Raw genomic sequence first — 23,558 nt, 5'->3', positions numbered from 1 at the left:
CATGCGTATTCCTGAGTCTCACCCCAGATATCATTCGCTGATGACAAGGGAGAAGCTGGTTGAAGGCTTCAGGAAAGGGCTTGTTGCCCCCGAAGGTCTCATAGCCCAAGGGAGGGGAGAGTGCTTTGATTATTTGCTTGGTGAAACCAGCCACGACTTTGCCCTCGAAGCTGAGAGGGCTGCAGTTGCCATGCTCATAATATCCAGGCACCCCGTCATCTCGGTAAACGGCAACACCGCTGCGCTTGTCGGGAAAGAGATCTCCGAACTGGCCAAACTCCTGAACATCCCGTTAGAGGTGAACATATTCTACAGAACTGAGGAGAGGTTCAGGAAGATTGCGGAAGAACTTGAAAAATATGGCGCCGTTGTTTACAGCAACAGCGATGCCTTTCTGGAAGGGCTTGAATCCGCGAGGCGAATGGTCGATAAAAGAGGAATCTACAGGGCAGATGTTGTCCTTGTCCCTCTTGAAGATGGAGATAGATGTGAAATTCTAAAAAAGCACGGCAAGAAAGTCATAACCATCGACCTGAATCCGCTGTCAAGAACAGCTCAAATGGCAGATGTTACGATAGTTGACAATGTTGTAAGGGCCATACCCAACATGACCAAGTTCGCAAAAGAGCTGATGAGCTTGGAGAAGGAGGAGATCGAGGGAATCGTTAGAGCGTACGACAACAGAAATATTTTAAGGAGGGCAGTAATCGCAATAAATGAACACCTTTCGACCAGAGCGGGGGATTTTGATGGATGAGTTTATCGAAAAGGTAAAGCCAGTTATCGAAAAGGTGAAAAAAGAGGGAGATAAAGCCCTCATCGAGCTTACGGAAAAGTTTGATGGTGTAAAAATAAGCAGAATAGCTGTTACGGAAGATGAAATCGAAGAGGCGTATGAGAGAGTCGACGACGAACTCGTCGATGCTCTTGAGCTGGCAAAGGAGAACATAGAAAGGTTCCATTACATAACTATGCCCGACAGAGATATCAGAATAGATTTCGGGGACATGATAATGGGAAAAAGATACATCCCGGTTGAGAGAGCGGGACTTTACATACCCGGAGGAAGGGCGAGTTACCCTTCAACAGTTCTGATGTCTGCTGTGCCTGCAAACCTCGCTGGAGTAGATGAAATCGTGGCATGCACTCCTCCAGACGCTGAGGGCAAGATCCATCCATTAACTCTCGTTGCAATGGACATCTGCGGGGTCGATGAAATATACAGGGTTGGAGGGGCACAGGCAATAGCCGCGATGGCGTACGGAACTGAAACTATAAAGAGGGTTGAAAAAATAGCTGGCCCGGGAAACATTTACGTTACCGCTGCAAAGCTGATCGTTTCAAAGGATGTTTCAATTGACATGCCCGCAGGTCCCTCCGAGGTGATGATACTGGCCGACGAGAATGCAGATGCGGAAACTGTGGCTCTCGAGTGTCTTGCTCAGCTTGAACACGACCCGATGGCAAGGGCATTTGTGGCGACTACCTCGAAAAAAATTGCCAGCGAAGTTGAAAAAAGGGTAAGAGATGTGTTTCCCGGGGGGATCCTCGAGATTAAGGTTTTCGAAAAAATTGGAGATGCAGTTGAATTTGCAAACAGCATAGCTCCCGAGCATCTGGTAATAATAACCGAAAACCACTGGCAGGTTTTTGAAAAGGTCAGACATGCGGGAAGTGTTTTTCTGGGCAGGTATTCGCCCGTTGCTGCAGGAGATTACGCAAGCGGGACAAACCACATCCTTCCGACAGGAGGGTTTGCCAGAATGTATTCCGGTGTTAGTGCTGAAACATTTATGAAAAGCATGACATATCAGGAAATAAGCAGAGAGGGGCTTGAAAAGCTCAGCACCATAATTTCAAAACTTGCAAGAGCTGAAGGTCTTGAATGGCATGCAAAATCTGTGGAGGAGAGATTGAAATGAGAAAGTACACAGCAGATGTTGGTGAGGAAGATTACGGCGGAAATGTGGAACTATATGGATGGGTTCATGAAGTGAGAGACCTTGGAGGGCTCGTCTTCCTGATCCTGAGAGACAGAGAAGGCTTTGCTCAGATAACGCTGCCCAAGAAGGTTGTCGACAGAGAACTCTTCAAAAAAGCAAGGAAAATAAGGAGAGAGAGCGTCATAAGAGTGGTCGGTGAGGTTAAACCCGAGGAAAAAGCTCCAAATGGTTTTGAGATAATACCTCAGGAAATCGAAATACTCAACGAAGCTGACGCACCCCTCCCACTGGAGGTAACGGAAAAGGTGCCTGCAGAGCTGGATACGAGACTGGACAACAGGTTCATGGATCTGAGAAAACCGAGAATACAGGCAATCTTCAGAATCAGGCATGTTGCCGTGCAGACGATTCGGGAATTCTTCGATAGGCACGGGTTCGTAGAAGTTCACACTCCAAAGATTGTATCGACCGCAACCGAAGGCGGTACCGAGCTTTTCCCGATAACATACTTCGAGAGAGAGGCATTTCTCAACCAGAGCCCGCAGCTCTACAAACAGGCTCTGATGGCCGCAGGGCTCGAAAAGGTCCTTGAAATCGGCCCGATATTCAGGGCAGAGGAGCACAACACAGTAAGACACCTTAATGAAGCGATAAGCGTTGACATTGAAGTGAGCTTTACAGACCACGAGGGAGTCATGAAGTATCTTGAAGAGCTTGTAAAGAGTATCCACGAAAATGTTGCCGAAAGGTGCGAGAGATACCTGGACTGGATAGATGCCAGAGTTGAAGTGCCCGAAACACCTTTTGAGAGAGTGAAGTACGACGAGGCAGTTGAGATCGCAAGCAGGAAGGGAGAAGAGATTACATGGGGAGATGATCTGTCAACACAGGCACTGAAATTCGTAGCAGAAGAATTCGACGGATATTACTTCATTGTTGACTGGCCCACAGAATCAAAGCCGTTCTATGCAATGCCGTACGAGGATGAGCCTGAAATATCCAAAACATTCGATCTCATGAAGGGATGGATTGAGATATCCAGCGGTGCCCAGAGAATTCACACATACGACCTGCTTGTGAAGAGAATTAAGGAGCAGGGTCTTGATCCTGAAAGTTTCGGATTCTATCTTGATACGTTCAGATACGGTATGCCCCCGCACTCGGGCTGGGGCATGGGTCTTGAAAGGCTTCTCATGGCCATGCTCGAGCTACCAAACATCAGGGAGGCTGTGCTGTTCCCAAGGGACAGGCAGAGACTTGTTCCGTGAAAAAGTATATAAACTACCTTATCTATTTTTATTCAGATGAATGAGCGTGATCTGATTATTGAGAGGCTGGAAAAGAAGCTGGCCGAGAAGGAGAAGGAGATAAAAGAACTCAAAAGGGTGGCAGGAATGAATGTCGAGGAAATGAAGTCTGAAATCATTTCAGAAATCAGGAAAGAACTGGAGAAGGTCAGGGTGCTTGAGGCAAAAGTATCCGAGCTGAACAAGACTGTGGAAAGCCTGATGGATGAGATACTGTATCTGAAATCGGAGCTATCCACAAGAGAACAGAAATCAAGGGAAATCAGAGAGATTCTAAGCCCTGAAGAGGAGAGTAGAGAAACAGAGGAAAAGGAGGACAGTGACGAAATAATAGTTGTTGACTGACATCATGCATGTAAAAAAAATAACAATAAGGAATTTCAAATCATTTGGTAAAAAGGTAGAGATACCCCTCGAACGAGGTTTTACTGTCATAAGCGGGCCGAATGGAAGCGGCAAATCCAACATAATTGACGCAATTCTTTTCTGCCTCGGTCTGCATTCTTCATCCAAGGTCCTCAGAGCAGAGAAACTCACAGACCTCGTATTTTCAGGAAATGGAAAAAGAAGCGACAGTGCAGAGGTTGAACTCGTATTCCAGACGGACGGAGACGAACTGGTAATCTCAAGGAAGATAAAGGTTACAGATAGAAATTACTACAGCCATTACTACATCAACGGAAAACCTGCAAGTCACGGCGAGGTCGTAAAGATTCTTGAAAAACACGGGATTTTCAGCGATGCATACAACGTTGTGATGCAGGGAGACGTTACAAGGATAGTGGAAATGACTCCCGTGCAGAGACGAAAAATCATAGACGACATTGCCGGAATTTCTGAATTTGAGGAAAAAAAGGCAAAGGCAATTGAAGAGCTTGAAGCTGTAAGGCAAAACATCGAAACAATTTCGGCTGTTCTGCATGAGGTCGAATCAAGGTTGAGGGAGCTTGAAAAAGACAGAGAGGTCGCATTGAGATACAAATCCCTCATCTCAAAAAAGGAAGAGCTTGAGGCGGAGCTTAAGGCAATAAGAAGGAAAGAGCTTGTGGGTAAAATCAAAAGACTCGAAAAGGAGATAGAGAGGCTCGAAGCTCAGAAGGACAGTGCAATTAACAGAATCTCCGAAATTCTGAAGGAGAAGGACTCGCTCAAAGAGAAGCTTGAAGAGATTACGAGAAAAATATCGGAAACGGCAGATGAGGAGTACAGGAAGATTCAGGAAAGAATTACAGATTGTCAGGCCGAGCTTGAAAGTCTGAAAAAGGAAGAAGACTACCTCAACAAGGAAATTGACAGGCTAAATCAGGAGAGAGTAAGGCTGCTTCTCGAAATAAGCAAGCTCAACGACCTTTTAGAAGATATGAAAAAGGAACTTGATAGGCTGTATGACCAGAAGTCGGGTGTGGAAGAGAACCTGAAATCAATCGAAATTCAGATTGAAAATGTCAGGGCCGAGATAGAAAAAATCGGCGGAAAGGAGAGGGAAATCAAGGATAAACTCATTTCAATTTCATCTCAGCTCGAAAGTCTGAGGGACAGGAGATCGGAACTTCTGCGTGAGAGAGACAGGCTCTATGAGGGAATGAGGAGAATCACAATCGAGATTGAAGAGCTTGATAGCGAGCTGTCAAGAATAAGGGCAGAATACGACACCATAAAGAAAGAAATTAAAGAAAAAGAGGCGGAAAGAGAGCAGATAGAAAGAGAGATTGCAAGAGAGACAAAGGAAAGACAGAAGATAGACAGCAAACTTTTCCAGTTCAGGAATCAGCTATCCCAGATCGATGAAGACATAAAACAAAAGGAGCTTGAGCTTGCAAAGGTTAAGGCAGAGCTTTCTGCCTACGATGCTGCTTTTGGCAGAGCGGTTGAGCTGATTCTCGAGGCAAAGGAGAAAAAAGCTCTTCCCGGAATTTATGGTGTTGTCGCCCAGCTTGCAGAGGTTGACGAGAAGTATGCACTGGCCCTTGAAATAGCCGCCGGCAGCGCCCTCAACTTCATCGTCGTTGAGACTGAAGAGGATGCCATAAGAGCAATCAAGTACCTGAAGCAGATCAGAGGGGGCAGAGCCACTTTTCTCCCACTTAACAAGATCAGAAAGAATTTCGAGAAGGTTAACCTCAACAAAGGTGTTCTGAAAGCTGAAGGGGTTATAGACTATGCTGTCAATCTCGTGAGCTGTGAATCGAAATTCAGGCCGGTATTCAACTTCGTATTCAGAGATACAATAGTCGTGGATACTGTGGAGAATGCCAAAAAAATCATGGACGGAAAAAGAATCGTTACTCTTGATGGAGAACTGATCGAAAAAACTGGCGCCATAACCGGAGGGAGCATCGACAGGAAAAGAGGCCTGTTAATCTCCAAAGAATTGCTTGAAAGGGAGAAAAAGATTTCCGAAGATATTTCAATTCTGAACTCCAAGAAAGCTGCCCTTCTGGGAGAGGTCAGAAAACTCGAAGACCAGTGGAGAGAGATAAATGAAAGGATAAAGAGCGCTGACGAAAAGCTAAGAAATGCCGAAAGTGATCTCAAACTTCTGAAGGCAAGACTTGATGGGCTTTCTCACAGAGAATCAGAGATAATTGAAAAAATTGATTCTAAAGAGCGGGAAAGAAGAGAACTCGGTGTGAAAGTCCAGGATACTGAAAAATCCCTGAAGAAAGTCGATTCAGAAATACAGATGTTCGAAAAGGAAATAGATGAGCTGAACAGAAAATTGAAGGGTAGTGCATTGCCCAAACTCACGGAAGAGCATGATAATCTAAAAAACAGGCTCTCCCTCGCCAGAGAAGCGATGATCAAGGTTGAAGGAGATATAGAAAAGAAAGAACTCGAAATTAAACAGTTGGAAAAGGAGATAGGCGAAAAAGAGAGCAGAATTGCCGAAATTGATTCAGGCGTTAACGAGCTGAGGGATAAAATCGAGAAAAACAGGCACAGAATGGATGAGCTACGAGTGGAAATCGAAGAACTTAACGAAAGAGAGAGTGTGCTTGGGGCGAAGGTCAGGGAACTTAGAACCAGAAGAGATGAGACATTTTCAAGAATCAAGGAGCTGGAAAAGGAAGAGGGTAAACTCGAGTACGAAATTACAGGATTCGACGAAAAGATCAGAGCCAGAAGAGAAGTCGTGCAACAGCTCGCATCTGAGGTTTCAGAGCTTCCCGAAGCTGAACCGAGAATGAGCAGGGAGGATGCAGTCAGAGAGCTTGATGAAGTGGAGAGAGAGCTTTCAGGGTTTGGAGACGTGAACCTCAAGGCCATAAAAGAGTACGAAGAAGTGAAGGAAAGATGGGAAGAAATATACTCCAGAAAGCTCGAACTTGAAAAGGAGAGAGGAGAGATACTCGAAAGAATAGACAGATACGATAGAATGAAGAAGGAGAAGTTTTTTGAGGTGTTCAATGCCATTAACGAGAACTTCAAAGATGTTATTGCGAAGCTCACGAATGGTGAGGGTGAGCTTAATCTCGACAATCCAGATGACCCGTTCAATTCGGGTCTTTACATGAAGGTCAGACCGTATGGCAAACAGGTCCAGAGGCTGGAGCAGATGAGTGGTGGAGAGAAAAGCCTTGTAGCCCTTGCCCTGATTTTTGCCATTCAGCGCTACAAGCCTGCACCATTCTATGCATTTGACGAGGTGGATATGTTCCTGGACGGAGTCAACGTTGCGAGACTTGCAAGAATGATAAAGGAGATGTCGTCAAGGGCACAGTTCATTGTCGTATCGCTCAGAAAGCCCATGCTCGAACAGGCTGATGCGATTGTTGGAGTTACGATGGGGAGGGACAACATATCACAGGTAACTGGAATACGGAGAGCATCGATGATCCAGTAGAGATGCTCTACAACCTTGCCAGGAAGGGCGAAATCGATCCGGTGAATATAGATGTAGTCGATGTTGCAGACAAGTTTCTCAAAGAGCTTGAGAAGGCAAAAAAGCTTGATTTGAGGATTTCAGGAAGGGTTCTGCTCTATGCGGCCATCCTCGTCAGGATGAAGTCAGACATCATAACCACGGAGGCAATCGGAATTCAGGAGGAAGAGGCAGAGAATGATTACGAAGGGGATTTTTCAGAGCCGGTGTACGTGGATTACGACTATCCCGAAGACGAATTCGAATCATACATTGCTCAGGACTTTATTGAAGAGGAGATACTGGACGAAAGCATTCTTGAAGATGAACTCATAAGCGCACTGATTGATGCCGGAAGGAAGAGGGTCAGGAGATACACAACACTTGAGGACCTGATAAAGGAGCTGGAGTCAGCAGAGAGGGTGAGGAAAGCAAGGAGGAAGAGAAGGGTCAGAAAACCGGAAGTGCAGATCGATCCCCTTGAAGTCCCCCATGACGAGGACCTTGAAGAGAGTATAGAGAAGCTGAAAACGGTGATCGAGGAAATGATGAAAAACAGAGACATCGTGAAGCTCGGAGAGATTGCCGGTTTTGACCTCGTCTCGAAGTACATTTCTATACTTCATCTCGCATTCAGAAGGGTGTTCGAGATACACCAGGAGAGAATCTTCGAGACCGACATAGAGATTAGGAGGTTGAACGATGAAGGACAAGATTGAGGCAATTCTGTTCGCATCCTCGGATCCACTATCCCCTTCAAAAATCGCAAAGGTAATCGGGTCAGAGGCAGGAGAAGTGGAAAAGGCAATCGAAGAGCTTATCAGAGACTACTCGTCAAGAGAAACATCCATAGAAATCGTGAAGCTCGGAAAAAAGTATTTGATGAGAGTGAAACCGGAGTACTCCGAAATAATAAGAAATTTCACAGAGAGGGACCTCGAAAAAGGTGTTTTAAGAACGCTTGCCATAATTGCGATAAAACAGCCCGTAAAGCTTTCAGAACTGGCGAAGATAAGGGGAAACAGATGCTACGAGCATGTTAAAAAACTCCGGGAGATGGGGTTTATTACCGAGGAGAAGAAGGGAAGATCGACAATACTCAGGACCACCAAGAACTTTGCCATATACTTCGGACTTAAAAGCTCAGATCCGGAGGAAATAAAGGAAACTCTGCTCAGAATAGTCAAAAAGGACAGAAAGCTTGAAGAATATTTCGGGAGGCTGTAAACCTCCAGTTTCTCCATCATTCATCCATGAGAATCATCATGATTAATCTTATATATCTTCAAGACATTAAAAAATATTTGTATGAATGCCATGAAAATCGTTCTGGCAGCTGTTTTTCTGAGCCTGCTCATTGCACCAGTGCTGGGAGCAGAGTACGTCGGCAGTGACAGGTGCAAAACATGCCACAAAGATATATGGGAAGACTTCATGAAAACGGGACACCCCTACAAGCTCAGACCGGTTGATGAGGCAAGACAGGGCAATGAAGAGTTCGGCATAAGAAAGGTAACCGAGCTTCCGAATGGCTACACCTGGGACGACATTACATACGTTATCGGAGGCGTATGGTGGAAAACCAGATTCGTTAACGAGACTGGTTATATTGTAACAGGCAATGCAGTTCAGTACAATCTTGAAACGGGCCAGTGGGTTCCGTATGATCCGGACGAGGTTGCCAAACCCTACAACTGTGGAAAATGTCACACCACGGGCTACAATGAGGATGGCCATCAGGACGGTTTACCGGGAATTGTTGGCACATGGGCGTTTCCGGGTATAGAGTGTGAAGCATGCCATGGGCCTGCAAGTGAGCATGTTGCAAACCCGACCGAGGTGAAACCGGAGGTAGATACCAGCAGTGCCCTATGTGGAAAATGCCACGTTAGAGGAGACCCAAGCAGGATACCTGCCAGCAACGGATTCATCAAGCACCACGAGCAGTACAACGAACTTCTTGCCTCACCACACAAGGACCTCAGCTGCATCACGTGCCATGACCCCCACAAGAGCGTCAAGAATCCGATGGTTGACGACGCAATAAAGATGAAGTGCGAACAGTGCCACGGCGATGTTGCAAAAGAGTTTGCTGAAAGCGAGATGGCAAAAGAGGGTGTTGAATGTACAGACTGTCACATGCCGTTCGCCGCAAAGTCGGCAGTCAAGAGAGCAGAATTCGAAGGAGACATAAGGTCTCACCTCTTCAGGATAAACACCGATCCGAGTGCGCCCATGTTCACAGATGATGGCAAGTACACTGCCGGTGGATACCTGACACTCGACTTCGCCTGTCTCTACTGTCACACGGACAAGGACAGAGAGTGGGCAGCAAAGTATGCTGTGAAGGCCCACAAATTCGAGGAGGAAGAGCCAAAACCGACTCCAACAGCCACCGCCACCCCAACACCGGAAAAGACCGCAACGCCAGAGCAGACCCCAACAAAAGAAAAACAGAAACCAACTCCGGGATTTGAAGTCCTCGGAGCGGTTGCCGCATTGCTCGGAGCCATTTACCTGCTTGGCAGGAGAAGATAAAACACCAAATTTTTTAATTTTTTATTCAGGCAACTTAAAACCCCGTCCGGGATTTACCGGCAAGTTTTTGAGGTGAGAAGACCAACTCAATCTCCAAAATAATATTCTTCCAGAAGATACGCATCAAACTCAGGTGACCATACAATTCTTTAGAAGGCTGAAGTTGCGAGTAGAGTTGTCTGAGATTAACAAAAGTTTCAGGAGCATTTGAACCACCATTCGATGGGCCGAGCAACAATCTGCAAAAACTTTAAACAGATTAAAACTAAATTAGGGCTATGCAAGAACTCAAAAAACTTAACGAAATCATTTTTCTCGTTGAAGAAACTGATGATGGATATGTAGCAAGAGCCTTAGGTCACTCAATCTTTACTGAAGCTGATTCCCTTGAAGAACTGAGAGAAATGGTAAAGGATGCTGTTGAATGTCACTTTGATGAAGAAGAGAGGCCAAAAATCATCAGACTCCACATAGTGAAGCAAGAGGTTCTGGCATTATGAAACTTCCAAGAGATCTCGATGGAGAAAAACTTGCAAAACTTCCCCGAAAATATGGTTATGAAGTAACAAGGCAGACAGGAAGCCACATGAGATTGACAATACACATCAATGGAGAGCACCACATCACAATACCAAAACACAGACCTCTGAAACCGGGAACTCTGAACTCAATTCTCAAAGATGTTGCAGAACATTTGAGGATTAGCAAAAGAGAGCTGATGAAAGAGCTTATTGGTTGAACTCCCCGACTGGGGATAAACCTTACTCCCTTAACTCTCCCTCTTTTCACTATCAGCAAATTAAATATACCATTGTATAACAATAACAGTTATGGCAACTGAGAAGGGAAGGCTTGTAATCCCAGTCTCCCTCCCTGAAGGTCTGGTTAAGGAACTGGACGAACTTGTTAAGAAAAAGGTATTTTCCTCAAGATCCGAAGCTCTCAGATACGGTGCAAGACTCGTGGTTCTCCTTGAGAAAGGAGCTCATGAGGTGGCTGAAGATTACGCATACGAAATGATCAAGGAGAGGCTTGAAAGGAGAGTCAGGAATGTATATGGACACTGACGTCATCCTGTCTCAAATAAAGGAAAAGGACTGGCTCAAGGATATCGTGAAAAGGAAACTGGAAGCAATAGATGAGGGGTTTGTTACCTCGGCAATTACAATTGTGGAGTGTCAGATCGTGCTCATCAGAGAATCTGGAAGAAGTGAGGCGATAAAAGTCCATGAAAAGATCGAAGAACTTGGTGTCAGGATCCTTCCTTTAAGCGAAGAGATTCTTGGGATCTCCTCTGATTTGCTTGAAAGATACCCAAAGCTGAACATCTTTGATTCGATACATCTGGCTCATGCAATTCATGAGGGGGAGAAAATACTCTCAACCGACAGACTGTTTGATGAAGTTGAGGGTATTGTCAGGGTGGATCCTTTAAAGTGAGTGATGTTGTTTTGTCTTTTCCACCCATTAACTCCCGGTTATCACCTTAGAACATGTATTCAGAAGGATGTCCTGGAAGCTTTAAGGGAATACATCCCGAATCTCAGCCAGTTCCTCGAAGACCGTCTTCTGGAGTTTCTAAGATGGATAAACCATCCATTAGCTTCTTCTAAGGAATGGACCGGTGGGGATTTGAACCCCAGGCCTCCGCCATGCCAAGGCGGCGCTCTCCCAAACTGAGCTACCGGCCCGCAATTCGCATCACAACATCTGAGTTTATAAGAATTATGGATGCTTCGATGTCTGCAGCCCCTTCCGGGGAAGCACATCTTCATGGCCACATAAGCCCCACCATATCTTTCAGGGAGATATCCGAATGTCTCCGAACCGGCAATTTCAGGATCTATTTTCTCATCAGGAACCTCAAAAGTCCTCCTTCTCTCTTGATTTCAAGTATTTCAATGCCCTTGCTGGAGGCCCATACAGGAATGTCATAGATTGCTGATTCGTCGTCAGTTATTGCCACAAAGACCTTGCCGGCATCCCTGAATTCATTTTCGAGCTTTAAAATGTGGTTCATACACTTCTGACCTCTGAGGTCAATGACCCTCATGGAAAAAATGGGATGGGATCTGATTTTAAATTTGATTCAGCTTTCCTTTATCCTCTCCGCCACAGCTCTGCCAAGCTCCCTGAGATCGTTTTCTGCCCCATCATGAGAGAACTTAAACCTCACACTCCCAACAACATCAAATTTCAGTTCATTGAAGACGTTAACAATTTTCCCCACCGCCTCCCCACTCCATCCGTAGCTTCCAAATGCTCCAGCAACCTTGTTAAAGGGTTTCAGACCCTTCATGTAGGTCAAAAAGCTCGCAACAGAAGGAAATAGCTCTCTGTTTAGTGTGGGAGACCCAACGATCAGCCCTCTGGAAAGCATTACGTCGGTCATGACTTCCGTGAAATCAGAGACCGAGAGCCTGTAGATAATGTAATCCACTCCCGCCTCTTCAATTCCGCTCACAACCTCTTTTACCGCTTTTTCGGTGTGATTCCACATGGAATCGTAGGCAATGACAACCCTCTCTTCAGCCTCACCGCTGCTCCATCCTCTGTATTTTTCAACAATCTCTGGAATCCTCTTTCTCCAGATTATTCCATGTGAGGGGGCGATCACATCTATCTCCAGCCCCATGGATTCAATACTCCCGAGAACCTTTGAAACCTGCTTGCTGTACAGCAAAACAATGTTGGCATAGTACTTGGCACACTCCCTGAATATCACTCCCATTTCCTCGTCGCTAAACTCATCGTCAAACCTTCCTGCACTTGCGTAGTGTTCTCCGAAAGCATCATTCGGAAGCAGAACTTTATCCTCGACAACGTACGTGGCCATGCTATCGGGCCAGTGAACGAGAGGAGTTTCGATGAATGTTAGCGTTTTACCCACTTCCAGTTTATCTCCTGTCTTCACGACAATCGTGTCATGCTCTATGCCGTAGGCTTCCTTCAAACCGTTCTTTCCCCTTACATTTGTAACAATCTTCACTTCCGGATATCTTTCAATCACTGCCTTCACGGATCCCGCATGATCCATTTCTATATGGTTGACCACGAGATAATCAAGATTATCAACTCCGAGGGCGTCCAGCTTCTCGAACAGCTGGTTCTCAAAGCCCGCCTTTACAGTGTCCACAAGAACGGTTTTTTCGGCCCGGATCAGATAGGCGTTGTAGGTTGTGCCAAATCTCGTTATGTATCCGTGGAAATTCCTTATATTCCAGTCCACCGCTCCAACCCAGTAGATACCGGGCTTTATCTCGACATACATGATACTCACCTCCAGGAAAACAAAAAATGGGGGAAAATTGCTTATTCGATTTTTTCAAAATCTTCTTTACTTGCCCCGCAAACAGGGCAAACCCAGTCATCTGGGAGATCCTCCCACATCGTCCCTGCCGGAATGTCGTTATCCGGATCTCCCTCTGCTTCATCATACACATATCCGCATACCTTGCACTGGTATTTTGCCATTTATCTCACCTCTGACCTTATTTTATATTGGACAGATATAAATTATTTGGTTTAATCTAAATTCAAAATCATTCGATATCTATGGACTTTTCGCTCACCCACGTACCGTGAAGGTTGCAGAAGGCTCTTGCCACCAGTTTCCTCTTTCCAACATAATCCTCCGCGGCATTCAGCCGAAATACAGCTCTCGGAGCAGCAATCACCGGCTGCAAATAGACTCTGCCAACAGGCACATCATCCAGGTAAAGCTCAATCCAAGAAAAGTGATGCCCGTACTCATTTGGATGTCGCATGTAAACTCCCGTCTCAACGACGACCTCGAACCGCTCACCTCTTGAAACCTTGTCCGGCGCAGTTATAACGGGCGTGTGTTTCTTCTCAAGATCATTCATATCTTCGGGATTCAAAGATCCGGGTCTGTTCAGACCCCTGAACAAAGGGTTTTCGCTCATAGCACTCTCACCTCTTTAAATAATCTGAATTACTAATTTAAAAATATTTCCCATACGTTGCGAATTCCACATTATTAGGTTCAGCTTTAGAACCGAAACTCTGGATGAACAAAAAATTATTTAGGAGTTTAGTCGTCCTTGTTCTCAAGCCTGTATGCCTTCACATCCATGCTGGAAACCATGTCATGCTCGTTTATCACAAAATCTTCAATAACTATTCTTTTCCTGAAAAGAGGAGCATTGAGAACGAGCGTTTCATATTCCCCTCCTTCTCCCGAAATATTGATTCCATATTTTTCTGAAAGTCCTGAGAGAGTTTCTATAAGCTCATGGTCGATCTTTTTTCCAAGAAACGTTCTGTCCAGACCCATTGCAGAGACCTTCACGATTATGGCTTCGAATTTTTCCGATACCTCTTTCAGAAGGCATCTCTCATCGATGTGCCAGAGCGGGGCAATGAGCCTTGCATCCATTCTCCGGGCAACCTTTTCAAACCTTTTCCTCTGATATTCGCTTTTTACAGCTCCTGTAACAATACCATCGACGTCCAGCGCCCTTAACTGCTCTGACAGTTCATCCACTTCTTTCTCCTCTTCTCCGCTGACAAATACCTTGAAAAGCGGTATTTTGAGGGAGCTGGCAATTGCATCCACCAGAGGTAAATTGGCAGTATGAAACATGTAGCTGTCCGGATTCTCAGAAATGACTGAAACTACGCAGGCAATCTCGTGTTCCTCACTCACCCTGTGAAGAGCAAGCATTGAATCCTTTCCGCCGGAAATAAAACACGCCACCTTCATCAGAAAAACCTGAACTTAACACCTTTTCCGGCTTTAACAGCCCTATCGTATATCAAGCTTGCTGTGGCAATGTCCTGAATAGCCAGTCCGGTTGAATCAAACACAGTGATCTGGCTGTCATCTTCCCTGCCCTTTTTCAGGCCTGCAACGATTTCACCCAGTGTACCGAAAATGTGGTCCTTGGTGATTATGCCCTCGCTCAGGGGAACGTTAACTTCCCCACTGTGAAATGCCTGCTCGTAGTCATCGACAACAACCCTCGCTCTGAGAAGTATTTCTGGATCGAGTTCCTGCTTTCCCGGAGCGTCTGCACCTATGGCATTTATGTGAGTCCCTTCCTCAATCCATTCAGCTTTCACGACCGGCGTTCTTGAGGGTGTTGTCGTTACCAGAATGTCACTTCTGCATGCGTCGTCTATTTCCACCACTTCACCATCCAGCCCAAACTTTTCAGCAAAGCTCAAAAAGTCCTTCGCTGTTCCTTCGCTGATATCATAGGCCTTTACCTTCTCGATTTCAGCAACATTGACTATTGCCTCGAGCTGCGTTCTGGCCTGCATTCCGCAGCCCACAAAACCCACAGTCCTGCTATCCTTCCTCGCAAGATATTTGACAGCAATACCTCCTGCAGCACCGGTCCTCATGTTGGTGAGGTGTGTGGCATCCATCACGGCAAGTGGAAAACCTGTGTCAGGATCATTGTAAATGAGAATCGCCATAACAGTCGGCAACCCTTTTTCCCTGTTTCTCGGATGAGAATTAACCCATTTTATACCTGCATGCCCCTCAATGAAAGCGGGCATCGCCCTGAGGTCTCCGTTTTCAAATGTGAGATATATTTTTGCAGGCATCTGTGTTTTTCCAGTGCCATGCAGGTGAAAGGCGTGTTCCACCGCATTCAAACACTCATCCATCGTCAAAAGCTCTTCAACATCACTTTTTGAAAGAATCAGGGAGTCCATAAATACAATCAGAAACCAGAATTTTAAATTTATCTTTGCCAGACTGACTCAAAGCTTCACTCAAGCCAGACAGTATCGCTTTCCACATAATCGTATTTGAAAACCAGTATTTTCAGATTTCCTTCTGCAAAATGTATCGTTCTGGGCTGACACAGAAAAACATCTCCACAGCTCGCCTCGTGAACCTCATCTCCAATGCCAATTTTTCCGCTTCCCTCTACCACGACGAAAACCTCAGTCTGAGTTTTATGATAGTGCCTTCCGACCCTGCCCTTTATCTCTACAAGCTGAATGAAAGTGCCGCTGTCAAAAAAATGGAGTGGGGCTACCCTGTAATTTCTTCTGTCTTCCCAGTTTTCAGGCAAAAGCTTCATAAATTCACCTGTGTGGCCTTCACAACGCCATTTCTGGCCACAATTACACCGGTCGTGTTCCTTCCCTGCACTGAAATCTCGTCCATGTTCACAAGTATCGCATTACCGTCTCTGCTGAACGCAAACAGCCCGTTGCCCCTGACAAATTCAGCAAAAACAACCTTTCCTGTCTTGGATGTAGCTTTAAAGCAGATGACTCCCTGCCCACCTCTCGAGATTTTCCTGAACTCTCCGGTTTTAACCCGTTTACCGTATCCGTTCTCTGAGAGCAGCAGTATCTCCCTCTCGCTACCACAATCCATCCATGCAATTTCATCTCCGCTTTTCAGCCTGATTGCCTTCACACCCTTTGCAGTCCTGCCATATGTTGGAACCTCAGACCTATCAAACCTTACAAGCATTCCGTTCCGGGTTGTGATAATGACCTCCTTCCCTCTTGCAGGTTTAACGGCAACAGGCTCTCCCGTTACAGCAATAATTCCAGATCTCTTGGCATTTTCAAACTCCGAAAGCTTCACCGTCTTTATATAGCCATCTGCAGTCAGCAGTAAAATTTCCCCTTTAAACTCCTCCACAGATAATGCAGAGATGACGTGCTCATCACTTTCCATGGAGACCATGTTTCTGAGACTCGTTCCCCTTGCCACCCTGTCAAGCTTGGGTATCTCGTATGCATTTATCCAGTACGCCCTGCCTTTGTTCGTGAAAAGAATTAGCCTGTGGGCTGAGTTCACAATACCGAGAAAGGCAATCTCGTCCTCATTCCTCAGATTTATGCCCTGAACTCCCACTCCGCCTCTACCCTGCGCCCTGAAGGATTTGAGGTCAACCCTCTTGACATACCCGCTTTTTGTCACGATCAGAAGATTCTCCTCCTCAGCTATCAGATCCGCCTCGGTTATCTCCCCGACATCTGCAAGAATTCTGGTTCTCCTTTCATCACCGTATTTTTCTGCAATTTCCCTGGTTTCCCGGATTATGATTTCGTCTATCTTCCTCCTGCTTGCGAGAATTGACTTCAGTTCCTCAATTTTCTCCTTCAGCTCCCTGTATTCCTTAAGAAGGCTGTCAATCTCCATTGCAGTGAGCCTCTGAAGCCTCATCTGAAGTATGGCTTCAGCCTGCTTTTCTGTAAGCTCGAACCTTTCCACAAGGCCTCTCTTGGCAACCTCAGTACTTTCAGATTTCTTGATTATCTCAATGGCCTCGTCAATATTTTCTATAGCTATTTTCAAACCTTCCACAATGTGGAGCCTTTCTTCGGCTTTCCTGAGTTCATACTCTGCCCTTCTCCTCACAACCTCTCTCCTGTGCCTGACAAACTCTGCGATCAGTTCTTTAAGGCTCATCACCCTCGGCTGGTTGTCCACAAGTGCCAGATTAATTATTCCAAAAGTTGTTTGAAGCTGGGTGTACTTGTAAAGCCTGTTCAGGACCACTCCGGCATTTGCACCGTTTTTCAGTTCGACAACAATTCTTATTCCTTCTCTGTCGGACTCGTCTCTTACCGTCTTTATTTCCTCTATTTTCCCATCTCTCGCAAGTCCTGCAATTTTTTCAACAAGATTTGCCTTGTTAACCTGATAGGGTATCTCCCTTATCACTATCGAGTTGTCCTCGATTTCCGCCCTGCCCCTCACAGTAATCTTGCCCCTTCCGGTTTGGTAGGCATCCCTGATACCTCCGGTTCCCACAATAATGCCCCCGGTTGGGAAGTCCGGACCCTTAACGTATTCCATCAGCTCTTCGACGGTGATATCCTCGTTCTCTATGTATGCAATTATCGCACCACAGATTTCCCTCAGATTGTGTGGAGGCATGTTCGTTGCCATTCCGACGGCAATACCACTTGAACCGTTAATCAGCAGGTTGGGAAGCCTGGCAGGAAGAACAACCGGTTCCTTAAGAGTGGCATCAAAGTTAGGGATGAAGTCAACCGTTTCCTTGTCAATATCTGCAAGCATCTCTTCCGCCAATTTTGTAAGCCTCGCCTCGGTATACCTCATCGCAGCCGGTTCGTCCCCATCAATGCTGCCGAAATTGCCCTGCCCGTCAATGAGCGGGTAGCGCATGTTGAAGTCCTGTGCCATTCTAACAAGAGCATCGTAAACTGCAGAATCGCCATGGGGGTGATACTTACCGAGCACATCTCCCACGATTCTGGCCGATTTTCTGTAGGGTCTGTTGCTGTAAAGTCCCATCTCATACATTGCATAGAGAATTCTTCTCTGCACGGGTTTCAAACCATCCCTAACATCCGGAATGGCTCTGCCCACAATTACACTCATCGCATAATCCAGATAGGAGACTTTAAGCTCCTCAGAAATGTCTCTCGCAATTTCCATTCATCTCACCTCTACCTTAGACGCAAGAAGTTCATCCTCGAGCAACCTGTCAAATATCCTTTCATCTTCAAGCACTCCCCTTGCAATGGAGACAAGTCTGGCTCCAGCATCAATCATTTTTCTCGCATCCTCCGCACTTCTCACAGAATTGTTTCCAACAACATTACCCAGCCCGGAGATCAGCTCAACAAGTTTCAGATCCGCCTTACCTCCAGGAATCATCGCATCCAGATGGATCATCGCCGCTCCACTTTCGAAAATCCTGCTTGACAGCCCCAAATAATCGATATCAAGACCGCCTCGTATTTTTACAGACACCTCAGCGAATTTTGATGTTCGCTCAACAATTTTCGCAAGACGTTCCTGCTCATAAAGCAACGCCTGTCCGCACCCAATTTCTGTAAATTCTTTCTGCCTGCAGTGAGCATTTATTTCAAGTATTGCACCATACTCTCCTGCAAGTTTTGAAACATCAGCATAGCCTTCATCACTGAACGCTCTCACGTTTATTCCCACGATACCTCCAAAGTCTTCCAGCATTTTCAGGTTGTGCTCAATCTCTTTAACTGGATTTCCAAACACGAATTCCTTCCTGCCTCTCTGCACTACCTTTAAAGCCGCCTCATTGGACTTTTTATCGGCATTGAAACCTCCAAGTATCCCGAATCCGACATCAAACCTGCTGATGAACTTCCAGTCGTTTATCCCTGCCATTGCCGAAAGTGCCAGTCTGTTAGGGAAGATCATATCTCAGCTCACCGGTGTTAATATGGCCATCAGCAACCCTCGAAGCGCCGCCTGTCATGAAAACCCTATCCGCAACATCAATTTTAAGCTTTCCACCCTTAGTAATGATTTCGACACTTTTTTCAGCAATGCCAAGCCTGTTTGCCACCACAGCAACAGCACAGCTTCCCGTCCCACAGCTCAGTGTCTCGTCCTCGACGCCCCTTTCGTAGGTCCTGATCCGTATTCTACTTCCATCGATGACCTCTGCAAAATTAACATTTATGCCCTCCGGAAACAGCTCGTGATACCTGATTCTCCTCGCATAGGGAATTATATCAAAATCGAGGTCATCAACAAATATGACCGCATGAGGGACACCCGTGTTCACAGCATAAACCTCAAATTTCCTGTCTTCAACTTCAAAAACCTTCCCCCAGACGTCCTCTTCTGCAGGAATCTCGTCCCTGCCGAACTTCGGCTCCCCCATGTCAACCCTGACCCACCAGCTATCCTTATCCTGAGATACCTCAAGCTCAAGTATTCCGGCGAGGGTTTCGACCCTGAGGGGGCTTTCAGCATAACCTTCCTCCACAACATACCTTGAAAAGCACCTGATACCATTACCGCACATCTCCGCCTCGCTACCATCGGCGTTGAAGTATCGGAACCTTGCATCAGCCACTTCTGATTTCTGAACAAACAGAGCTCCGTCGGCCCCAACGCCAAAATATCTGTTGCATACAGCATTCACAAATTCAGACTTTTTCTCTTCCTCAACCACAATTCCGGAAAATTCATCGATAAGGATGAAATCGTTGCCGTTTCCATGCATTTTCGTGAACCTCACCTTCATCAGACCACCTCTTCATTTATTTTCAGAATGATTTCGGCAGCCTTTTCGATTTCATCAATCTTTATTCTTTCCCTGTCAGTATGGCAATCCACGAGGTCCCCCGGACCCCAGATCGTAACTTTCCACCCATTTTTCTTGAAATTGTAGGCGTCGGTCCAGGAATGCATCACAGACTTTTCTCCAGCATATTTTTCTATTTCCGGGATTTCATCGCACCTTATGGGCTCATAGAACTCAGAAAACTCAACGTCCGCATCCAGACTCTCCAGCTCGTTTCTCATTTCAAACATATCCACATCGAAGTCAAATATGAAGCTGAGTCTCACCTCACACAGATCCGGGATTGCGTACAGATTGGATCCTCCCCTCAATTCCTGCACGGAAAACATATACTTGCTTTTAAGCTCAATAATGGCTTCAATTGCCTTTTCAATCGCATTAACACCTTCATTCCAGTAAGCCCCATGGACAGGTTTCCCGTAAAACTTCAAAACAACCTCCGCACTTCCGAGCTGTTTCTCAGCAACGCTCAGATTTGTCGGCTCCATGACCACTGCTCTGCCGGAGAAATACTCTGAGAAATGTTTTGAACCACTCCCACCCTCCTCCTCATCAACAAGAAACGCGAAATTCAGCCCGAGCCTGTCAGCAGATTCCATTGCGCCGAGTATTGAGGCCATGCTGCCCTTTGCATCGGCAACTCCTGTACCGTAAGCGTACTCACCATCAAGCCGAAAATCTGCCTTTCGCTCAACAGTATCGAGATGTGTTACAAACCATAGGTCGCTCTCACCCACCACATAAAGGTTGCCGAGATCGTCAATCTCGGGACGAAATCCGTATTTTTTGACGAGTCCTGAAACATAATTCCGTATCCGTTCTTCGTAACCCGAAGGGGAATCGATATTCACGAGCTGCTCGAGAATTTTTATCATCGGAAGAATTTTCAACAGTGCTGAATAAAAAACCATCTGTGAAAATCAGACGAGCGAGAAGGAGTGACATTGATTACTTCATCGAGCTTTACAGGGAAGCTTACAAGGGATACGAAGAATATGCGTACACCACAACCAGAGATATCAGGGATTACTTCAAATGGCTGCACGGAAGAGACAGAGAAGGTATTTTTGTGGCAGTTATAGATGACGTTCCTGTTGGTTTTGCGGCCTGTGACTCAGGCTGGTTCAGCAGAATGGAGAGAAAGATAGTTGCAGAGCTCCACGAGCTTTTTGTGAGAGAAGACCTCAGAGGAAAAGGAGTCGCTTCCAAACTCCTCATAAGGGCGGAAAACTACGGAAGAGAAAAGGGGCGGGACGAGATGGGCTTGTGGGTGGGAGAAAAGAACGAACCTGCAAAAAGGTTTTACCTCAAACACGGATTCAGGGAAAGTGGCAAGCTCGGAAGATGGATAAGAATGGTCAAAAGAATTTAGATGTTCTCAAGCTCCCTGCTGTATCTCTCCTCATCCTCAAGGATTTCAAGAATCTTGCTTCGTATGGATGCGTAAACACCTTCCTCGAGCTGGGGTCTCAGCTTCTCGTCGGTGAATTTGAGCAGCATCTTGTATATCCTGTAGGCCTGCTTTTCAAGCACCTTGATATCAAAGCGGTCCACTTCGCCCTTCCAAAGCTCGAGAAGCAGATATACGTTTTTCTCATAATCAGAAATATCAAAGTCATGCTCGTAACTGATCTCGTGTAGAACCTCCTGAAGGAGAATCTTGTGCTTTTCGTTATCGACCATCAGCCTGAAAACAAAGTCATCGTCAGCCCGATCACACGTCCCGATAAGACCGAGCAGTCTGATCGCCACCAGATTTTCGTTCAGGTAAGCATACTTCAACAGATTCAGGAATATCTGCAGTTCTCTGACATTCAAATTCATCGACAATAGAATCTCCATACGAATTAAATATTTTACTCGCAGGATTAACTAAAAATTTAGACGTTCAGCATATCTGAAAATCAGAGAGATTCAACAAACTCCTTCATTCTGTCCACCGCAAGCCTGAGTTTTTCCATCGATACGGCATAGGCACATCTCACATGGTTCGCTCCGCATTCACCAAAGGCATCCCCTGGAACCACAGCGACGTTCTTTTCCATCAGGAGGCGTTCGGCAAACTCCATGCCGCTCAAACCTGTGGAGCTTACGTCAGGGAAAGCATAGAACGCACCATCTGGCATGACGACGTCAAACATTTCTCTCAGCCGCCTTATGAAGAAGTTTCTCCTCCTTATGTACTCTGCGCGCATCATTTCAAGCTCATCCTCACCGTTTCTCAGCGCTTCCAGGGCACCAACCTGTGCAGTTACCGGAGCACAGAGCATGGAATACTGATGAATCTTCACCATGCCTTCCAGAATGTCATCAGGTGCTATCGCATAACCGACTCTCATCCCCGTCATCGCAAAGCCCTTTGAAAAACCGTTCAGGATTATGGTTCTGTCCTCCATTCCATTCAGTGAGGCAATGGATACATGTTTGAAGCTGTAGCTGAGTTCGGCATATATTTCATCGGAGATGACCAGACAATCAAGCTCCAGCACGGCATCAGCAAGTTCTTCAAGTTCTTTCCTAGTATAGCTCACACCGGTGGGGTTGTTCGGATAGTTAAGCATCAGCACCTTGACATTTCTGTCCTTATATTTCACAAGGTCCTCGTATGTAATCTTGAAACCGGGGCAGGTGGATACGGTTACAACCCCGGCTCCGGTCAGATATGCAAGGGGAGAGTATGAAACGTAAACCGGCTCGGGAACGATAACCGTGTCCCCCGGATTGACCACTGCCCGCAATGCAAGGTCGATACCCTCGCTGACGCCCGTCGTTATCAACACGTTCTCCTCAGAAACATCTACTTCAAATCTCCTGTAGTATTCGGCAATTGCCTCCCTCAATTCAAGAAGCCCGTAGTTTGACGTGTAGGATGTAATCCCCTTCTCAAGACTGTAAATCATCTCCTCCCGGATCCTCCAAGGAACGGGAAAATCAGGTTCACCAACGCCCAGGCTTATAACGTCATCCCTGCCAATTATCAGCTCAAAAAACCTTCTGATTCCAGAGGGCTTAAGCTCTCTGACCCTTTTGTTCAATCTTTCACGGGACAATTGCAAGCCTCCTGTCTTCTTCATCTTCAAAGAGAAGCGCTCCCTCTTCCTTATACGTTCTCAGGAGAAAGTGCGTGTTGGTGTCCCTGACCTCCGGAATTGTTGAGATTTTCTCGGCGATGAAAAATGATATGTCCTTCAGCGATTTGCCCTTAACAACGACCTGAAAATCGTATTCCCCACTCACAAGCCTCACAGCATGAACCTCGGGGAATTTGGCGATTCTTTTTGCAATATCGTCGTAACCCTTCTCCCTGCTGAGGTTTACCCTGACATCAATTATCGCATATACTTCTTCCACACCGGCCTTTTCCCAGTTGATGAGCGTCTTGTATTTCAGAATGACGCCATCATCCTCGTATTTTTTAATGATATCCTCAACTTCCTGAACATCCATATTGAGCATTTCAGCTATTTCGTTACTCGAAATTCGTGAATTGTTTTCGAGAATCTTGAGAATCTCAATTTCCCTGCTCAATGAAATCACCTATGTTAGAGAATGGCAATATCTTTTAAATTTTTTCCATCGCATCCTGCCCACAGGTCGGAATTGATGGAGTGTGAAAAATCTTAAATTACGATAGTCCAAAATCAGTCGAGCCAGATACCAGAATTTTTATATTCTGTTCGAACTCACAGATACTCCAACCGGCGCGGGGGTTGCCGAGCCAGGAAAAGGCGCCAGATTCAGGGTCTGGTCCCGGAGGGGTCCGAGGGTTCAAATCCCTCCCCCCGCATACCCCTGTTTTTAAGGTTTCAATGACAATATCAGCAGATACACGAATGCAGCATTTACAAAGCGCAAAGAT

The 23,558-nt window shown here is 46.0% G+C and carries 27 protein-coding genes and 2 tRNA genes; 14 read left to right on the top strand and 15 right to left on the bottom strand.

Annotated features, from left to right (window positions below):
* Position 1 precedes the first annotated feature (1 nt).
* From LPQ35_RS03575 to LPQ35_RS03520, 12 genes are all read left to right on the top strand, one after another.
* Positions 2-757, top strand: a complete 756-nt coding sequence (locus LPQ35_RS03575) for a 4-phosphopantoate--beta-alanine ligase (protein WP_193805860.1) — start codon at positions 2-4, stop codon at positions 755-757.
* Entirely contained in the window at positions 750-1,922 is a 1,173-nt protein-coding gene (gene hisD, locus LPQ35_RS03570; protein ID WP_346297686.1) for a histidinol dehydrogenase, read from the top strand. Before LPQ35_RS03575 ends, hisD begins: the two co-directional genes overlap by 8 nt.
* Positions 1,919-3,211 (top strand): aspartate--tRNA(Asn) ligase, encoded by a 1,293-nt coding sequence (gene aspS, locus LPQ35_RS03565; RefSeq protein ID WP_346297685.1) that lies wholly within the window; start codon positions 1,919-1,921, stop codon positions 3,209-3,211. Before hisD ends, aspS begins: the two co-directional genes overlap by 4 nt.
* 36 nt (positions 3,212-3,247) lie before the next feature.
* Positions 3,248-3,595 (top strand): hypothetical protein, encoded by a 348-nt coding sequence (locus LPQ35_RS03560; RefSeq protein ID WP_193805866.1) that lies wholly within the window; start codon positions 3,248-3,250, stop codon positions 3,593-3,595.
* A gap of 4 nt (positions 3,596-3,599) precedes the next feature.
* Complete coding sequence (gene smc / locus LPQ35_RS03555) at positions 3,600-7,094, top strand: chromosome segregation protein SMC (protein ID WP_193805868.1); 3,495 nt, start codon at positions 3,600-3,602, stop codon at positions 7,092-7,094.
* A 2-nt stretch (positions 7,095-7,096) separates the two neighbouring features.
* Complete coding sequence (locus tag LPQ35_RS03550) at positions 7,097-7,831, top strand: segregation/condensation protein A (RefSeq protein WP_193805870.1); 735 nt, start codon at positions 7,097-7,099, stop codon at positions 7,829-7,831.
* On the top strand, positions 7,815-8,339 hold the full coding sequence (gene scpB / locus LPQ35_RS03545) for an SMC-Scp complex subunit ScpB (RefSeq protein WP_193805872.1): 525 nt from the start codon (positions 7,815-7,817) through the stop codon (positions 8,337-8,339). Before LPQ35_RS03550 ends, scpB begins: the two co-directional genes overlap by 17 nt.
* Before the next feature lie 81 nt (positions 8,340-8,420).
* A complete protein-coding gene (locus LPQ35_RS03540; protein ID WP_193805874.1) occupies positions 8,421-9,650 on the top strand; it encodes a cytochrome c3 family protein in 1,230 nt (409 codons plus the stop codon).
* A gap of 278 nt (positions 9,651-9,928) precedes the next feature.
* A complete protein-coding gene (locus LPQ35_RS03535; RefSeq protein ID WP_193805876.1) occupies positions 9,929-10,150 on the top strand; it encodes a 2-oxoisovalerate dehydrogenase in 222 nt (73 codons plus the stop codon).
* Positions 10,147-10,389: a type II toxin-antitoxin system HicA family toxin gene (locus tag LPQ35_RS03530; protein WP_193805879.1), complete on the top strand. Its 243-nt coding sequence runs from the start codon at positions 10,147-10,149 to the stop codon at positions 10,387-10,389. Before LPQ35_RS03535 ends, LPQ35_RS03530 begins: the two co-directional genes overlap by 4 nt.
* 91 nt (positions 10,390-10,480) lie before the next feature.
* Positions 10,481-10,717 carry a ribbon-helix-helix protein, CopG family gene (locus tag LPQ35_RS03525; protein WP_193805881.1) on the top strand — a complete coding sequence of 79 codons (237 nt, stop codon included), beginning with the start codon at positions 10,481-10,483 and terminating at the stop codon, positions 10,715-10,717.
* The gene (locus LPQ35_RS03520; protein WP_193805883.1) at positions 10,707-11,090 is read left to right on the top strand and encodes a PIN domain-containing protein; all 384 of its coding nucleotides are present in this window, start codon (positions 10,707-10,709) and stop codon (positions 11,088-11,090) included. Before LPQ35_RS03525 ends, LPQ35_RS03520 begins: the two co-directional genes overlap by 11 nt.
* A 177-nt stretch (positions 11,091-11,267) precedes the next feature.
* Here the strand turns inward: LPQ35_RS03520 and LPQ35_RS03515 are convergent.
* From LPQ35_RS03515 to LPQ35_RS03460, 12 genes are all read right to left on the bottom strand, one after another.
* Positions 11,268-11,341, bottom strand: a tRNA-Ala gene (locus tag LPQ35_RS03515).
* A gap of 152 nt (positions 11,342-11,493) precedes the next feature.
* Complete coding sequence (locus LPQ35_RS03510; protein ID WP_193805885.1) at positions 11,494-11,703, bottom strand: sulfurtransferase TusA family protein; 210 nt, start codon at positions 11,701-11,703, stop codon at positions 11,494-11,496.
* A 36-nt stretch (positions 11,704-11,739) separates the two neighbouring features.
* Positions 11,740-12,921 carry a flavodoxin domain-containing protein gene (locus LPQ35_RS03505; RefSeq protein WP_203218929.1) on the bottom strand — a complete coding sequence of 394 codons (1,182 nt, stop codon included), beginning with the start codon at positions 12,919-12,921 and terminating at the stop codon, positions 11,740-11,742.
* 41 nt (positions 12,922-12,962) lie between these two features.
* Positions 12,963-13,124, bottom strand: coding sequence for a rubredoxin (gene rd, locus LPQ35_RS03500; protein WP_048093762.1), 162 nt, complete (start codon positions 13,122-13,124; stop codon positions 12,963-12,965).
* Positions 13,125-13,192: 68 nt separating this feature from the next.
* On the bottom strand, positions 13,193-13,576 hold the full coding sequence (locus LPQ35_RS03495; RefSeq protein ID WP_193805887.1) for a desulfoferrodoxin family protein: 384 nt from the start codon (positions 13,574-13,576) through the stop codon (positions 13,193-13,195).
* Between the two features lie 128 nt (positions 13,577-13,704).
* Positions 13,705-14,376, bottom strand: coding sequence for a TIGR00289 family protein (locus LPQ35_RS03490; RefSeq protein WP_193805889.1), 672 nt, complete (start codon positions 14,374-14,376; stop codon positions 13,705-13,707).
* Positions 14,376-15,338, bottom strand: a complete 963-nt coding sequence (gene ala, locus LPQ35_RS03485; RefSeq protein ID WP_193805891.1) for an alanine dehydrogenase — start codon at positions 15,336-15,338, stop codon at positions 14,376-14,378. Before ala ends, LPQ35_RS03490 begins: the two co-directional genes overlap by 1 nt.
* Positions 15,339-15,394: 56 nt before the next feature.
* Positions 15,395-15,712, bottom strand: a complete 318-nt coding sequence (locus tag LPQ35_RS03480; protein WP_193805893.1) for a cupin domain-containing protein — start codon at positions 15,710-15,712, stop codon at positions 15,395-15,397.
* Positions 15,709-18,057, bottom strand: a complete 2,349-nt coding sequence (gyrA, locus tag LPQ35_RS03475) for a DNA gyrase subunit A (protein WP_193805896.1) — start codon at positions 18,055-18,057, stop codon at positions 15,709-15,711. The genes LPQ35_RS03480 and gyrA overlap by 4 nt, the downstream gene beginning before the upstream one ends.
* Entirely contained in the window at positions 18,058-18,804 is a 747-nt protein-coding gene (locus LPQ35_RS03470; RefSeq protein WP_193805899.1) for a tRNA-dihydrouridine synthase, read from the bottom strand. It lies immediately after the preceding gene.
* Positions 18,791-19,639 (bottom strand): diaminopimelate epimerase, encoded by an 849-nt coding sequence (dapF, locus tag LPQ35_RS03465; RefSeq protein WP_193805901.1) that lies wholly within the window; start codon positions 19,637-19,639, stop codon positions 18,791-18,793. The genes LPQ35_RS03470 and dapF overlap by 14 nt, the downstream gene beginning before the upstream one ends.
* Positions 19,639-20,574: a M20/M25/M40 family metallo-hydrolase gene (locus tag LPQ35_RS03460; protein ID WP_193805903.1), complete on the bottom strand. Its 936-nt coding sequence runs from the start codon at positions 20,572-20,574 to the stop codon at positions 19,639-19,641. The genes dapF and LPQ35_RS03460 overlap by 1 nt, the downstream gene beginning before the upstream one ends.
* A gap of 38 nt (positions 20,575-20,612) precedes the next feature.
* Between LPQ35_RS03460 and LPQ35_RS03455 the strand changes: the two genes are divergently transcribed.
* Positions 20,613-21,071, top strand: coding sequence for a GNAT family N-acetyltransferase (locus tag LPQ35_RS03455; RefSeq protein WP_193805905.1), 459 nt, complete (start codon positions 20,613-20,615; stop codon positions 21,069-21,071).
* Here LPQ35_RS03455 and LPQ35_RS03450 read toward each other — a convergent pair.
* From LPQ35_RS03450 to LPQ35_RS03440, 3 genes are all read right to left on the bottom strand, one after another.
* On the bottom strand, positions 21,068-21,523 hold the full coding sequence (locus LPQ35_RS03450) for a hypothetical protein (protein WP_193805907.1): 456 nt from the start codon (positions 21,521-21,523) through the stop codon (positions 21,068-21,070). The two genes, LPQ35_RS03455 and LPQ35_RS03450, sit on opposite strands and share 4 nt — an antisense overlap.
* Positions 21,524-21,603: 80 nt before the next feature.
* On the bottom strand, positions 21,604-22,773 hold the full coding sequence (locus LPQ35_RS03445) for an aminotransferase class I/II-fold pyridoxal phosphate-dependent enzyme (RefSeq protein ID WP_193805909.1): 1,170 nt from the start codon (positions 22,771-22,773) through the stop codon (positions 21,604-21,606).
* Positions 22,739-23,227: an Lrp/AsnC ligand binding domain-containing protein gene (locus LPQ35_RS03440; RefSeq protein ID WP_193806685.1), complete on the bottom strand. Its 489-nt coding sequence runs from the start codon at positions 23,225-23,227 to the stop codon at positions 22,739-22,741. The genes LPQ35_RS03445 and LPQ35_RS03440 overlap by 35 nt, the downstream gene beginning before the upstream one ends.
* A 175-nt stretch (positions 23,228-23,402) precedes the next feature.
* Between LPQ35_RS03440 and LPQ35_RS03435 the strand changes: the two genes are divergently transcribed.
* Positions 23,403-23,486, top strand: a tRNA-Leu gene (locus LPQ35_RS03435).
* The last annotated feature ends 72 nt before the right edge of the window (positions 23,487-23,558 follow it).

This window comes from Geoglobus acetivorans (assembly GCF_039641995.1).
Lineage (GTDB): Archaea > Halobacteriota > Archaeoglobi > Archaeoglobales > Archaeoglobaceae > Geoglobus > Geoglobus acetivorans.
This window is presented reverse-complemented; position numbering and strand designations above follow the sequence as displayed.

What these genes read in the sequence shown, in the direction of transcription:
- LPQ35_RS03550 (WP_193805870.1), top strand. Translation starts at nt 7,097, where the DNA reads ATGCTCTACAACCTTGCCAGGAAGGGCGAAATCGATCCGGTGAATATA.
- hisD (WP_346297686.1), top strand. Translation starts at nt 750, where the DNA reads ATGGATGAGTTTATCGAAAAGGTAAAGCCAGTTATCGAAAAGGTGAAA.
- LPQ35_RS03450 (WP_193805907.1), bottom strand. Translation starts at nt 21,523, where the DNA reads ATGAATTTGAATGTCAGAGAACTGCAGATATTCCTGAATCTGTTGAAG.
- dapF (WP_193805901.1), bottom strand. Translation starts at nt 19,639, where the DNA reads ATGAAGGTGAGGTTCACGAAAATGCATGGAAACGGCAACGATTTCATC.
- LPQ35_RS03520 (WP_193805883.1), top strand. Translation starts at nt 10,707, where the DNA reads ATGGACACTGACGTCATCCTGTCTCAAATAAAGGAAAAGGACTGGCTC.
- gyrA (WP_193805896.1), bottom strand. Translation starts at nt 18,057, where the DNA reads ATGGAAATTGCGAGAGACATTTCTGAGGAGCTTAAAGTCTCCTATCTG.
- LPQ35_RS03490 (WP_193805889.1), bottom strand. Translation starts at nt 14,376, where the DNA reads ATGAAGGTGGCGTGTTTTATTTCCGGCGGAAAGGATTCAATGCTTGCT.
- LPQ35_RS03535 (WP_193805876.1), top strand. Translation starts at nt 9,929, where the DNA reads ATGCAAGAACTCAAAAAACTTAACGAAATCATTTTTCTCGTTGAAGAA.
- LPQ35_RS03480 (WP_193805893.1), bottom strand. Translation starts at nt 15,712, where the DNA reads ATGAAGCTTTTGCCTGAAAACTGGGAAGACAGAAGAAATTACAGGGTA.
- LPQ35_RS03510 (WP_193805885.1), bottom strand. Translation starts at nt 11,703, where the DNA reads ATGAGGGTCATTGACCTCAGAGGTCAGAAGTGTATGAACCACATTTTA.
- rd (WP_048093762.1), bottom strand. Translation starts at nt 13,124, where the DNA reads ATGGCAAAATACCAGTGCAAGGTATGCGGATATGTGTATGATGAAGCA.
- scpB (WP_193805872.1), top strand. Translation starts at nt 7,815, where the DNA reads ATGAAGGACAAGATTGAGGCAATTCTGTTCGCATCCTCGGATCCACTA.
- LPQ35_RS03560 (WP_193805866.1), top strand. Translation starts at nt 3,248, where the DNA reads ATGAATGAGCGTGATCTGATTATTGAGAGGCTGGAAAAGAAGCTGGCC.
- LPQ35_RS03540 (WP_193805874.1), top strand. Translation starts at nt 8,421, where the DNA reads ATGAATGCCATGAAAATCGTTCTGGCAGCTGTTTTTCTGAGCCTGCTC.
- LPQ35_RS03530 (WP_193805879.1), top strand. Translation starts at nt 10,147, where the DNA reads ATGAAACTTCCAAGAGATCTCGATGGAGAAAAACTTGCAAAACTTCCC.
- LPQ35_RS03575 (WP_193805860.1), top strand. Translation starts at nt 2, where the DNA reads ATGCGTATTCCTGAGTCTCACCCCAGATATCATTCGCTGATGACAAGG.
- LPQ35_RS03445 (WP_193805909.1), bottom strand. Translation starts at nt 22,773, where the DNA reads ATGAAGAAGACAGGAGGCTTGCAATTGTCCCGTGAAAGATTGAACAAA.
- LPQ35_RS03505 (WP_203218929.1), bottom strand. Translation starts at nt 12,921, where the DNA reads ATGTATGTCGAGATAAAGCCCGGTATCTACTGGGTTGGAGCGGTGGAC.
- LPQ35_RS03470 (WP_193805899.1), bottom strand. Translation starts at nt 18,804, where the DNA reads ATGATCTTCCCTAACAGACTGGCACTTTCGGCAATGGCAGGGATAAAC.
- ala (WP_193805891.1), bottom strand. Translation starts at nt 15,338, where the DNA reads ATGGACTCCCTGATTCTTTCAAAAAGTGATGTTGAAGAGCTTTTGACG.
- aspS (WP_346297685.1), top strand. Translation starts at nt 1,919, where the DNA reads ATGAGAAAGTACACAGCAGATGTTGGTGAGGAAGATTACGGCGGAAAT.
- LPQ35_RS03495 (WP_193805887.1), bottom strand. Translation starts at nt 13,576, where the DNA reads ATGAGCGAAAACCCTTTGTTCAGGGGTCTGAACAGACCCGGATCTTTG.
- LPQ35_RS03525 (WP_193805881.1), top strand. Translation starts at nt 10,481, where the DNA reads ATGGCAACTGAGAAGGGAAGGCTTGTAATCCCAGTCTCCCTCCCTGAA.
- LPQ35_RS03460 (WP_193805903.1), bottom strand. Translation starts at nt 20,574, where the DNA reads ATGATAAAAATTCTCGAGCAGCTCGTGAATATCGATTCCCCTTCGGGT.
- smc (WP_193805868.1), top strand. Translation starts at nt 3,600, where the DNA reads ATGCATGTAAAAAAAATAACAATAAGGAATTTCAAATCATTTGGTAAA.